Genomic DNA, 11,664 nt, shown 5'->3' with positions numbered 1-11,664 from the left:
GCTACTGTCAATAGCCATTAGAAGCCGGAGGCGTCATGCCAACACCCGAGCGCACCTCGCTGGCGGAAATTGTAGCCGCCGGAGCATCCATTCTCGAGAGCGAGGGACTCCCCCGCGTGACCATGCAGGCAGTGGCGCAGCGAGTGGGCGTTCGTGCGCCGTCGCTCTATAAACGGGTACGGGACCGGGAGGCGCTGATCGGTCTGGTGGCGGAGGCCGCCGTGGCGGAGCTGACGGGCCGGCTGGACACTGCGGAAGGCACATTGGCGGGCATTGCGCGCGCCTACCGGGCGTTCGCGCAGGAGCGTCCGGAGGCCTTCCGGCTACTCCTCTCCACCGTGGGCGATCCCGCAGCTCCGGCGCGGGTGAGCGCACCCGTACTGCGGGTCACCGAGGAGCTGGTGGGTCCGGAGCAGGCGCTGCAGGCGGCGCGGCTTGTCACGGCCTGGGCCACGGGATTCATCAGCATGGAACTGGCCGGTGCGTTCCGGCTGGACGGCGACCCGGAGCGGGCCTTCGACTACGGCGTGGAACACCTGACGGCGGCGCTGTCGCCGGCCGCACCATAAGACCAGGATTAGCGGGTGGGCGCCAGCCGGTAGCCGACGCCGCGGACCGTTTCGAGCCAGCGCGGAGCACGGGAGTCGTCGCCGAGCTTGCGGCGGACGTTGCCTACATGCACCTCTACGGTGCGTTCGTCGGCTTCGCTGATGAAGCCGCCCGCGTCATATTCATCCCCGCGCAGCCGACGCACCAGGTCGCTCTTGGTGCGGACCCGCCGACCACTTTCCAGCACGGCGTGCAACAGTTCAAACTCGGTGCGGGTCAGTTCAACTAGCTCTCCGTCGATTTCCGTGATGCGGGTGCTGAAATCCAAGCTCAAGCCATTGTGCTGGAAAAGTCCGGCACCTCTGTCAGCCGTCCAAGCCGCTAGGGGATCCCCTCCGGCAGGAAGCGTGGAAGGGACAGCAGGCTGAGCCGGCTCTGAGACCGTATTTGCCGGTGCGCCGACCCCGGCACTGATATCCGCCATCGTTGTGTCCGCAGGCTCCATAGCCGTGCTCTCCTCGCCGGAGCGGGGACGACGCAGCATCGCAGAGATGCGGGCTCGCAGTTCACGCGGACGGAAAGGTTTGGTGATGTAGTCATCGGCGCCGGCCTCCAGACCCATCAGGGTGTCCAGCTCTTCGGCGCGGGCGGTGAGCATCACAATGTACGCGTCGGAAAACAGGCGCAGCTGGCGGATCACTTCAAAGCCGTCAATATCCGGCAGACCCAAATCCAGGGTGACCACCGTGGGATTATGCGTCCGGACGGCTTCCACACCCTCGGTCCCGTTGGGGCTGGTAAAAACCTTAAAACCGGACTGCTGCAATACCGCGTTTAATAGGTCGCGGATATCCTTGTCGTCCTCAATGATGACTGCAACGCGCTGTGTTTCCATGCTTTAGTGATTTTTCCGTCCTGCGAGGCCTTCTGATAACCCGCTCCCCTTACCGGAGATACTACAGGGTTCCCCTATAATCGCAGCTATAGCTATAGAGGATCCGGGGGTTCCGGTTTACATGTCCAGTTTCGAGCACCATGCCATGGCGCTGTTGGGTATCCGCAACGAGTTTCATGAGTTGTCGCTGCGCCTGCGTGTCGCCCTTAGCCAGCTGCCGGTGGTGGTCTCGGTCATTGCCACGCTGCCTCTTGTTGGACTCATCAGTCCCCAGACGTTCTCTGAGAATTATTTTCAGCTGGGTCTTGTCCTGCTCACAGTTGGCTCCGTCGCATCCGTGGCCGTCCCTTGGGACCGACTGTTCATCCCCGCCTACTGGCTCATCCCGCTACTTGATTTTATTGTGGTTTGCTGCCTGTACACCGGTGGACGGTCCGCCGTCACCGGATTGAGTCTGCTCTGCGTCTTTCCGGTCTTCTGGTTGGCCTGGTCAGGTGCTATCCGCCCGCTGGCTGCCCTGCTGTCATTCGCTGGGAGCCTCCTGGTGGTTTGGTCGCCTTTGATCGCGGCCGGGCAAATCTCAATCCGGGACCTCGCCGGCCCTATGCTGATTCCGCTTATCATGGTTGGAATCTTTGCCACCGTGGCAGTCGTGGAACAGGACACCTCTGCACAGCGCAAACGGCTGGCTGAATCAGATGCACGTCTGCAAAGCAGTTTGAGAGATAGCCGCGTCAGGTCGCAACTGCTCGACGGCGTTCTGGAAACGGTCGATGTTGGCGTGATGGCGTTGGATGCTGAGGGGAACACCCTGCTGACGAACAGCCGCCAGCGAGCGAACCATTCCCTTGCAGGGCTGCTTGGAGAAGCAGAATCGAGCGATCGCGCCCTAATTTTCGGCCTGGACCAAGTCACATTGGTCGCTCCGGACCAACGGCCCGCATGCCGAGCCATGCGGGAAGAATCCTTTTCCGATGTCATCGTGTGGGTGGGAACGGGCCAAGATCAGCGAGCATTGACAGTATGCGCGAGAACGTTGCACGACAACGGCCAGTTCGCAGGCTCCGTGCTTGCGTACAGCGACGTCACTGAGATGGTCAATGCATTGAATGCAAAGGAAGATTTCGTCTCCAGCGTCTCTCACGAATTGCGGACTCCCCTAACCTCCATCATTGGATATCTCGACCTCGTACTGGATGACATGGATCCCGTGAGTGTTCCAGAACACGTACACAAAGCCTTGGAAGTGGCACAACGGAACGCCGAGCGACTCCTGCTACTGGTCTCGGATCTCTTGACGACAGCATCGGGAACCATGCACTTGCATGCTTCAGAGGTCGATGTCTCTGAGATGGTGCGGTCAAGCATGGATTCCGCACGTTGGCGCTCCAATGCGGCCGGAGTTGCATTGCGCGAAGAATGCCAGCCGGGATTATTGGCGCAGCTGGACCCAGACAGGGTCTCCCAGGTCCTGGACAACTTGCTTTCGAACGCCATCAAGTACTCGCCCGAAGGCGGTGTCGCCACAGTGCGCACCCGCAGCATGGGAGGAATGCTTGTTTTTGAGGTCGAGGACACCGGGATGGGCATGAGCGAAGCAGACCAGCGGGACGTTTTCACCAAATTCTTCCGCACCGGCCAGGTAAAGAAGGCGGCCATCCCCGGCGTCGGGCTGGGGCTTGTCATTTCCAAATCCATAGTTGAAGCCCACGGGGGGAAGATCAGTTTCCAGTCCGAGCTGGGAACAGGCACCACCTTCCGCGTGGAAATGCCGCTGGCCCGTTCGCCCCAGGGACAGTTTTCCGTCCTGTGAGGGGACACATCCAGCCGCCCCATCTCTGAGACCCACTGCGTCCGGCGCCAACGGGTGAGCTCAGGTATCCGAGTCCATTGAACAGGATCGATACCTCAAATCCGCGCCTGTAGCTATTCCCGTTACTATTCCCGAGCGCTCTCTATCAGGTAGGATCCTGCCATTCTTCGTCTGATGCTGCCCCACTGCAGCGGCCAACGGCAGGAAGGCCTTACCCATGCAGGACCAATCCAGGATCAGTGTCTGCCTGGCTGCCTACAACGGCGCCCGGTACATCGACGAGCAGCTGCGCTCCATCCTGCCCCAGCTGGGGCCCGGCGATGAGGTCATTGTGGTGGATGACTGCTCCTCCGACGGCACGGACACCATGGTGAAGGCGGTGGATGATCCCCGGATCCGGCTGCTGCGGAACGAGCAGAACCTCGGCCAGGTGAAAACCTTTGAGCGGGCGCTGGGCGAAAGCTCCGGCGCCTTTATCTTCCTCTCGGACCAGGACGACATCTGGCTCCCGGGACGCGTGGACACCATGCTGCAGACCCTGGATGAGGAGATGGTGGTGGTGTCCAACTGTGAGCATTTCGGTGCCCCGCCGGGACGGTTCCACCGAATCCGCCTCCGCGCCGCCGATTCCTCCCGCCACGCGGCCAACGTGCTGGGCATAGTGGTGGGCTACCGGCTGCACTGGGGCTGCGCCATGGCTCTGCGGGCGGAATTCCTGAACCTGGCGCTGCCGTTCCCGGGCTATCTGCGCGAATCCCACGACCAGTGGCTGGCCATGGCCGGAAACCTGAACGGCAGCATCCGGTATCTGGAACAGGACACCGTGCTGCACCGGCTGCATGCAGACAACGTAACGCCGGAGAAGATCCGCGGCCTCTCCGCCATCCTGAAGGCACGGGCGGTTTTCCTGGCCAACCTGGTGATTCTGCTGCGCCGCACCCGGCTCCGCCGGTTCCGGTCAGCGACGGCTACCTAGGCGCGGTCCGCTGCGGCCTTAGTTGGCTGCGAGCAGCGCTTCCTCCAGCGCAACCCAGGCGAGCATGGCGCACTTGACCCGCGCCGGATAGCGGGAGACACCGGAGAACGCCGCGGCGTCGCCGAGCACCTCCTCGTCCGCTTCCACGGTGCCGCGGGAGCGCATCACCTCGCGGAAGTTCTCCACCAGCTCCATCACCTCGTCGCGGGACAGTCCGGCGGCCAGATCGGTCAAGACCGAGGCCGACGCCATGGAAATGGAACACCCCTGCCCGTCCCAGCTGATGCCCTGAACCGCCGGCCCGCCGTCGTCGTTCGCCGTGGAATCCCCGGTGGCGGAAGAACCCATCACGGCCCGCAGCGTGATCTCATCCCCGCAGGTGGGATTCAGCTGGTGGCTCTCCCCGGACTTGGCACCGGCCGGGACCTCCACCAGGCCGGCGCCGTGCCGGGCCTTGGCATGGTCCAGGATGATCTGCTGGTACAGCTGCTGCAGCTCGGCGCTCATTTACTTCACTCCAAAGAACGGACGGACGCCCGCCACCGCGTTCAAAAACGCGTCGACGTCGTCGGTGGTGTTGTACAGGTAGGTGCTGGCGCGGGTGGTGGAAACCAGACCCAGGCGGCGGTGCAGCGGCTGCGCGCAGTGGTGGCCCACGCGCACGGCAATGCCCGCATCATCCAGGAACTGGCCCACGTCATGCGAGTGGACGCCGTCGACGTCGAACGCCGCCAGCCCGATCCGTTCCACTCCGGCGCGCGGGCCGAGCACGCGGATGCCCTCAATCGCTTCCAGGCCGGACACCAACCGCTGGCCCAGTGCGGCCTCCCACGCGTGGATCCGGTCCATACCGGTTTCACGCAGGTAGTCCACAGCGGTGCCCAGCGCCATGGCCTGGGAAATGCGCTGGGTGCCGGCCTCGAAACGCTGCGGCGCCGGCAGATACTCGGCCCGCTCCATGGTCACGGTGGTGATCATGGAGCCGCCGGTTAGGAAGGGCGGCATAGCATCCAGGAGCTCGGCCTTGCCGTACAGCGCACCAATCCCAGTGGGGCCAAGCATCTTGTGCCCGGAGAACGCGGCAAAATCCACGTCCAGGGCCTTCACGTCCACCGGCAGGTGCGGCACTGACTGGCAGGCATCGAGCACGACGAGCGCTCCGACGTTGTGCGCCAGGCTCACTAGGGTTTCCACCGGGTTGATGGTGCCCAGCACATTGGAGGCGTGCGTGAACGCCACAATCTTGGTGCGCCCGGTGATCAGGCGCTCGGCCTCCTCCAGCCGCAGCGCCCCGTCGTCGTCCACCGGAATGAACTTCAGCGTGGCGCCGGTGCGGGCGGCCAGCTCCTGCCAGGGAATCAGGTTGGCGTGGTGCTCCATTTCGGTGACCACAATCTCGTCCCCCGCGCCCAGCGCGAAGCGGCGGGCGGCCGCTCCCCCGCGGCCGGCGGCGGCGTTGGAGAAGGCGTAGGCCACCAGGTTCAGGGCCTCGGTGGCGTTGGAGGTCCACACAATTTCGTTGGGCCGGGCATTGACGAAGCCGGCCACCTTGGCGCGGGCGTCCTCGTACACGTCAGTCGCGGCTACCGCTAGGGTGTGCGCGCCGCGGTGCACCGCGGAATTGCGCTGTTCGTAGAACTCCTGCTCGGCCTCGATCACACTCAGCGGATTCTGCGACGTGGCGCCGGAGTCCAGGTACACCAGCGGATGGCCGTTGACCTGCTGGTGCAGAATCGGGAAGTCGTTGCGGATGCGCAGGACCTCGGCGTTGTCCATCAGCTGAGGTGCGGGCTTAAGGGTCTCGGGGGTGGAAACCACAGGCACGGGAAAACTCCTTGACTGGCCGTCGGAGTGCGCGCAGATGATCTACACCATTACGCAACACAAGTCTGTGCTAATCATCCCACTGTGCGGCCGCGAGCGCACCTGAGCCCGGCCTTAGTTGGCGGGTTGAGCTTTCCCGTTACCGGCATCTTGCGCACCGGTTCGGATACTGCCCAGCGTTAGCGCTTCCAGTGCAGAAATTTTCGGAAACTGGCCTAATTACCGGTTACTTTCAAGTGCCTGTGTGCCAAGATGGCAGCGATTTCTTGGGAGGTAGAAATGTCGGTCTCAGCTGGATCCGGAGTCGCGAAGAAACCGCGATATGCCTGGGTGGACTTTGCCAAAGGTCTCTGCATGGTTTTGGTAGTGCTTTATCATCTCTCGCTTTGGGTGGAAACCGAAGTAGAGAGCGGACCGTGGCTGTGGTGGATCGTCAGCGACGCATTAAATCCACTGCGTATGCCTCTGTTTTTCTTTATATCCGGGTACCTCAGCATTTCGTCATTGCGGCACCCGTTGGACCAGACCCGGTCACGCACAGTTGGACTGTATTTTGTCTACATTCTATGGACCGGCATGTTCCTCCTGCGCCGGTGGCTTCCATTCCTATCTACCGATACCCCACCCGAACTCCACCAATTGGGTTTGAGCCTGATTCTTCCCACATCATTCTGGTATCTCTACGCCCTGCCCTTGTTTTTCCTAGTCACCAAGATCTTGTTGCGGCTGCTCGGCACCCACAGTGTTTATGCGTTAATTCCAGTGGCTTTGATCAGCGCTCTGGCCCCACTGGTACAGCCCTACACCTCCACAATTCTGGGCGAGCCCTTCGACGCTGCAAAAATTCCGTCAGTACTGGCAAACTTTCTCTGGTTCTATCTGGGCGTGCACGGTACTGCGCTCTGGACCAGACTCAGTGCTCGGCCAGGTTATCCGATGCTCGTAGGCGCTCTGAGTTTGTATGCCGCAATGTACTCCGTCATGACCTTGTTTAAGCTGGAACTGTTCCTGGAAACCGCGCTTTCCCTCCTTGCACTGTTTGCCACCGCTCAGCTGGTCTCCAGAATCAGCATGGAGACCACAGTGAGCCGGGGCCTTCGCAATATCGGATCCCAGACGCTGCCTGTTTACATCTTTCACATCATCTTGATCTCAGTACTGAGCGCGGCTGTGAAGCTCACCGGCCTCATGCCGTTCCTTCGCGATGTACCAGGACTTGCTGCAGCATTGGTTCCGCCGTTGCTGGTGATGCCGCTAATCCTGATCTGCCTGCTGGCTGGACGCCTCATTAAGGGCTCCCGGCTTCGCTGGCTCTTGGAAGCCCCCACCTTCCTGGTCAAGACCCGCGAGGGTCGGAAGCCTCAGTCGAAGGAAGAAATTCACTGACAGTGCCTTGGCGTGTGAGGTCCACCAGCCGCTAGTTATGGGCGACTTTACAGCCAGCCGACTACATCTGTGCCAACAGGCTGATGGCCTGGGGCCGGTGCCCCAATGGGCCATCCCTCCTCCAAGCCCAATCTTCCGTGTCGGTACTTCAGGGTGCCCGCTCATATTGAGGCTAGCCGCCAATGGCGTCGACAAGGACGGTAGCCAACGACCTTGAGTAGGCGGTGGTTAGGTGCGAGGTATCAGCGCGTACGGGAATTCCGTTGACGAACCCCGGACACTGTCCGTCTACGTCGCAGAACCACTGATCGGTTGAAATGTATCTGGCCCCGGCTTCGCTGGCAGCGTTTTGCTGTGCCAGCTGCATAGTGCGCCACAGCGCGGAAATTTTCGCCGTGCAGTCAACCGGACTACCTACCCGGGTGACGCAGTCCTGCAGGTTGCGGCCGGCAGGCGGCGGCGACAGGATCGCGACTTCAACCGCATTGACGCGCGCCGCCCTTATTGTCTCGGCGAGTCCCGCTTCCAGCTCGGCTGCACCGTCTTCCCCGGATTCACTCGAACCCGCGCCAGATGCAAGGCGGGTGATGGTGTTGTCCGCATCAGCGAGGATCAGAAGGTCCGGCTGAATGTCCTTCAGCGCATCCAATGCCCATTCCCTGTGTGCATCACACTCCCGAAACTCGGTCCCACCGTCGCGAGTCACGGCTACAGAGGCTGAGGGACATTGCCCCTTTGTGAGCGGCACCAAGCGGTATCCCAAAGTCTGCACCGCTTCACGTAGTCCGGGAAGCCATGCAATGGCGTAGGAGTCGCCCAGCACAGCAACCGTCTTGGCGGCTTCTTCGGGACCCATGGCGCAACTATCAACATTTCCAGCAGCGATTTCGGCACACCCTTCGCTGTTCACCTCGTTGATCCAGTTCTTGGTGCCAAGTGTCTCCAGTGGAGGTGTCAACTCCGGAAAGTCGTCTGCTGACAGTGCAGCTGTGATGTCAGCTGCGAGATTCTCCTCCGGCGATGCAGACTTCGTTGGGGACGATTCTGCGGGGCCGCCCGAAGGAGCACTGGTATCGCTTAGTGCGCCAACTTCGGACGCCGATCCCTGGCCGCCAAAACCTCCCGGATTCATGACCAAAACGGCGGCGAGAATGACCGTTAGCACTCCCTGCGCTGCAAGGACCGCTGGCTTCCAGCGGACCAGGTCGAGGCGGCCGGAGGGGACAACTCCGTCGGACGGTCCGGACGCCGGCGTCCGTTCTAGAAGGTGGGACCGGCGGATGGGATCTTCAACCAAGTGGAAGGAGAGTATGGAGAGCACAAACATCAGCGCCAACGCTGTCAGGTAGTAACTGATACCGAGATTCGGGAAGTAGGACCGGAGCAGGATGATGACCGGAAAATGCCATAGATATAGCGAGTACGATACCTTTCCCACATACTGCGACACCGGATTTGTCAGCAGAAACATGGTCCGAGGGTTCCTGCCCACCCCACCGGCAATTACCATCGCCGCCCCCAGCACGGGCAGCAGGGCCCCGGGAGCCGGGATGCCGCTGCCGGAGTTAATTACGATGAGGCTGAGGATAACCGCTAGTAGCCCAAGGACCGCGGCGCTGTCCCGAACCACCGGGGCGACCGTTTTGAGGAAGGGGACAGCCAATGCCACCAATGCACCGACGCCAAGTTCCCAGGTGCGGGTGAAGGTTGAAAAATAGGCCCAAGTTGGTGCAGCGGCCACCTGCCACAGCGCAAAGATGAAGGATGCTGCCGCCACTGAGCCCATCAACACTGCGGGAACAACGGTTACGGAATTTTTGCCCCGGAACTTCCTGCCGGCCCAGACTGACCCAATGATGAGCCAGGGCCAGAAGAGGTAGAACTGCTCTTCGACGGCAAGTGACCAGTAATGCTGCAGAGGCGAGACAATGCCATCTGCCTGCCAGTAGTCAGTACCCACTGCGGCAAAGTGCCAGTTTGCGGCGAACAGGACAGAAAAGATTCCGTCTCCCCGGACCATGTCCCCCCTGCCGGAATTGTACAGGGCATAGGCCGCAGCCACGGTGACAGCCACCACCAGCACCGCTACGGGGATGATCCGCCGGGCACGGCGGGCATAGAACCGGGTAAAGTTGATACGGCCGCTGGCCTGGACTTCCCGCATGAGCAGCCCCGAAATCAGGAACCCGGAGATCACGAAAAACACGTCAACACCAACAAATCCCCCTGATGGTCCACCATAAAGGTGGTTCACGATGACCGCGACAACGGCGAGGGCGCGTAGTCCTTGGACGTCACGGCGCTGCGGGGTATGCTGCACCGCTATCGGCGCCTTTCCCCCGGGTCTGCCAAAGGCAACTGTCCTGCCGGAGAAGGTCTGGGCGTGGGCATTCATCTTTTCTCCTCTACAAGATGCTGCACTGCAGGCAACAGGTGGGCAGCGATTCGCCTCTGATAGAGTTCCGGGCTGTGCTTGGCAGCAGCAACCACCGCGTCAGCGGCAGAGCGCGCGATCCATTGGCACCAGTTGGCACGTATCTTTTCGGCCGCGTCCGCAAGTGCCTTCGGGTCCGACGGCGGCACAAAATGGACGCCCTCGTATCCGCCCGCAGCTTCCCGGAGGCCCGATGTGTCACTGACAATCACCGGCCGGCCGGACAGCAGCGCCTCGACGGCCGTGTTTCCGAAGGGTTCGTCGAGGCGGGAAGGCACCAAGGCAATGTCCGTCCGGGCCAGGAACGGACGGACATCCCGGTGAAAGCCGTGCAGATGGACCTGATCTTGAAGCCCCGCCGCTTGAATGGATCCGCGCAGTTCGGCTTCATAGGCTTCATTTCCCGGATACACCGCTCCGACAATGTCCAACTGCGCCTGGACACCTCGGGCGGATAGGACCTCCACCGCGGCGACGGCAACATCCACCCCCTTGCGGTGGGCCAGGCGTCCCACATACAGCAATCTCACGCAATCGCTCACATCAGAGCGGGAAGGGGGCGGTTCCCCGGGGCCGGGAACGGCATTGTCCACCACCGTGATCCTCCCATTCAGCCGGGGCTGGGCAGCCAGCAACACTGCCTCGCTGAACCGACTGTTGATGAGAATCGCGCTGGCAAACAACAGCGGAGCTGCAAGCGCCCGCTTGACTAACGGTCTGGCCGATTGCTCTGCCTCATGAACGTGGACAACCACTTTGCATCCCATCAGTCTGGGCAGGACTGTCCAAAGGGGAAGTGTCAGCGTGTTCACATATACGCTCCCCGGCCGAAGCTTCAGGAGCAGGGAGCCGGAACGGACCGACGCCGCTATGGCTGCCGGCAATAGTCGTAGCAGCGCTCGCGGGGACAGCAGTGACTTGCGCAACACAACGGTCTTGCACATGATGATCTGTGCTCCGCGCGCCTCGAGCTCGGCGACCAATGGGCCGGGCGCCGGCATCGTTACGCTGACGCGGGCGCCGGCGGACACCAGCCCCTGAACGCTTTCCAGTAAAACCCGGTCCGAGCCGTATAGATCCGCCGACGGATGTGCCACAAGCACCCGCCGCTCCGGCAGCCGCCGCTTCATCGGGAGTCCCCCGCAGTCTCCGGCACGGGACTCGCGGCGGCGATCGCTGCCAGCGCACGCCTCAAAGCCGTGCTGGAGGTATGAATGGTGTAGGGAAAATAGACCACTTCCACCCCCACCTCTGCGAACCGGTCCTCCAGGTCCCGGCCCTTGGCTGTTCCGCGCCAGTCGTCGCCCTTAAAGAACACGTCAAACTGAAGCTCCCGCCATGTCTCCAGCTTGTCCGGCAGCACCTCCGCATAGGCCTGGTCCACACACCTGATGCTCTCGACGATCTCCAGCCGTTCCGTCAACGGCACAACCGGCTGGACCCCTTTGGTGGCTAGGCACAACTCGTCCGACACCACCCCGGCAATCAAAAATTCACACTGACTCTTGGCGTGCCGAAGGACATTCAAATGCCCAATGTGAAACAAATCGTATGCCCCGGCCGCGTAGCCGATTCGGCGCTTTTCCATTTCGTGCCTTTCCATAACATGTTTGCAACGAACCGGGTCCTATGGTTGACTGCAGAGCGTCTCGTTCAATCGCCTTTATCCTTTTTGTCTGCGGCTGGGTGGCAGACCTCCCTGAGAGACCTCTATGTCACCCTCATTTCCCAGTACCGCCATGCCCGGACTGCGGCGAAACAGGAAGATTCCGGTTGCAGCCGCAGTC

10 protein-coding genes are annotated in these 11,664 nt (G+C 61.7%); 4 read left to right on the top strand and 6 right to left on the bottom strand.

Going from position 1 to position 11,664, the window contains the following annotated elements; all coding sequences use genetic code 11:
• The first annotated feature begins 35 nt into the window (after positions 1-35).
• Positions 36-569, top strand: coding sequence for a TetR/AcrR family transcriptional regulator (locus tag ABIB35_RS02905; protein ID WP_354178729.1), 534 nt, complete (start codon positions 36-38; stop codon positions 567-569).
• Between the two features lie 8 nt (positions 570-577).
• Here the strand turns inward: ABIB35_RS02905 and ABIB35_RS02900 are convergent, their stop codons facing one another.
• Positions 578-1,444, bottom strand: a complete 867-nt coding sequence (locus ABIB35_RS02900) for a response regulator transcription factor (protein WP_354178728.1) — start codon at positions 1,442-1,444, stop codon at positions 578-580.
• 121 nt (positions 1,445-1,565) lie between these two features.
• Between ABIB35_RS02900 and ABIB35_RS02895 the strand changes: the two genes are divergently transcribed.
• Positions 1,566-3,257: a sensor histidine kinase gene (locus ABIB35_RS02895; protein ID WP_354178726.1), complete on the top strand. Its 1,692-nt coding sequence runs from the start codon at positions 1,566-1,568 to the stop codon at positions 3,255-3,257.
• 217 nt (positions 3,258-3,474) lie between these two features.
• On the top strand, positions 3,475-4,233 hold the full coding sequence (locus ABIB35_RS02890; protein ID WP_354178724.1) for a glycosyltransferase: 759 nt from the start codon (positions 3,475-3,477) through the stop codon (positions 4,231-4,233).
• Positions 4,234-4,251: 18 nt separating this feature from the next.
• Here ABIB35_RS02890 and sufU read toward each other — a convergent pair whose 3' ends face one another.
• Both sufU and ABIB35_RS02880 read right to left on the bottom strand, forming a co-directional pair.
• Positions 4,252-4,740 (bottom strand): Fe-S cluster assembly sulfur transfer protein SufU, encoded by a 489-nt coding sequence (gene sufU, locus ABIB35_RS02885; RefSeq protein ID WP_354178722.1) that lies wholly within the window; start codon positions 4,738-4,740, stop codon positions 4,252-4,254.
• Entirely contained in the window at positions 4,741-6,057 is a 1,317-nt protein-coding gene (locus ABIB35_RS02880) for a cysteine desulfurase (protein ID WP_354178720.1), read from the bottom strand.
• 279 nt (positions 6,058-6,336) lie between these two features.
• Between ABIB35_RS02880 and ABIB35_RS02875 the strand changes: the two genes are divergently transcribed.
• Positions 6,337-7,443 (top strand): acyltransferase family protein, encoded by a 1,107-nt coding sequence (locus tag ABIB35_RS02875; protein WP_354178718.1) that lies wholly within the window; start codon positions 6,337-6,339, stop codon positions 7,441-7,443.
• Positions 7,444-7,615: 172 nt separating this feature from the next.
• On the opposite strand, the gene ABIB35_RS02870 is transcribed toward ABIB35_RS02875, so the two are convergent.
• The 3 genes from ABIB35_RS02870 to ABIB35_RS02860 are packed head-to-tail and all read right to left on the bottom strand — an operon-like array spanning position 7,616 to position 11,465.
• Positions 7,616-9,838 (bottom strand): acyltransferase family protein, encoded by a 2,223-nt coding sequence (locus ABIB35_RS02870; protein WP_354178716.1) that lies wholly within the window; start codon positions 9,836-9,838, stop codon positions 7,616-7,618.
• The gene (locus ABIB35_RS02865; RefSeq protein WP_354178714.1) at positions 9,835-11,007 is read right to left on the bottom strand and encodes a glycosyltransferase family 4 protein; all 1,173 of its coding nucleotides are present in this window, start codon (positions 11,005-11,007) and stop codon (positions 9,835-9,837) included. The genes ABIB35_RS02870 and ABIB35_RS02865 overlap by 4 nt, the downstream gene beginning before the upstream one ends.
• A complete protein-coding gene (locus tag ABIB35_RS02860; RefSeq protein WP_354178712.1) occupies positions 11,004-11,465 on the bottom strand; it encodes an FAD synthase family protein in 462 nt (153 codons plus the stop codon). The genes ABIB35_RS02865 and ABIB35_RS02860 overlap by 4 nt, the downstream gene beginning before the upstream one ends.
• Positions 11,466-11,664: the final 199 nt, after the last annotated feature.

The organism is Arthrobacter sp. UYP6, assembly GCF_040547315.1.
In the GTDB taxonomy this organism is placed as follows: Bacteria; Actinomycetota; Actinomycetes; order Actinomycetales; family Micrococcaceae; genus Arthrobacter_B.
The sequence above is the reverse complement of the archived record's forward strand: the minus strand, read 5'-3'. Positions and strand labels throughout refer to the sequence as shown.

What these genes read in the sequence shown, in the direction of transcription:
- ABIB35_RS02905 (WP_354178729.1), top strand. Translation starts at nt 36, where the DNA reads ATGCCAACACCCGAGCGCACCTCGCTGGCGGAAATTGTAGCCGCCGGA.
- ABIB35_RS02900 (WP_354178728.1), bottom strand. Translation starts at nt 1,444, where the DNA reads ATGGAAACACAGCGCGTTGCAGTCATCATTGAGGACGACAAGGATATC.
- ABIB35_RS02895 (WP_354178726.1), top strand. Translation starts at nt 1,566, where the DNA reads ATGTCCAGTTTCGAGCACCATGCCATGGCGCTGTTGGGTATCCGCAAC.
- ABIB35_RS02890 (WP_354178724.1), top strand. Translation starts at nt 3,475, where the DNA reads ATGCAGGACCAATCCAGGATCAGTGTCTGCCTGGCTGCCTACAACGGC.
- sufU (WP_354178722.1), bottom strand. Translation starts at nt 4,740, where the DNA reads ATGAGCGCCGAGCTGCAGCAGCTGTACCAGCAGATCATCCTGGACCAT.
- ABIB35_RS02875 (WP_354178718.1), top strand. Translation starts at nt 6,337, where the DNA reads ATGTCGGTCTCAGCTGGATCCGGAGTCGCGAAGAAACCGCGATATGCC.
- ABIB35_RS02870 (WP_354178716.1), bottom strand. Translation starts at nt 9,838, where the DNA reads ATGAATGCCCACGCCCAGACCTTCTCCGGCAGGACAGTTGCCTTTGGC.
- ABIB35_RS02865 (WP_354178714.1), bottom strand. Translation starts at nt 11,007, where the DNA reads ATGAAGCGGCGGCTGCCGGAGCGGCGGGTGCTTGTGGCACATCCGTCG.
- ABIB35_RS02860 (WP_354178712.1), bottom strand. Translation starts at nt 11,465, where the DNA reads ATGGAAAAGCGCCGAATCGGCTACGCGGCCGGGGCATACGATTTGTTT.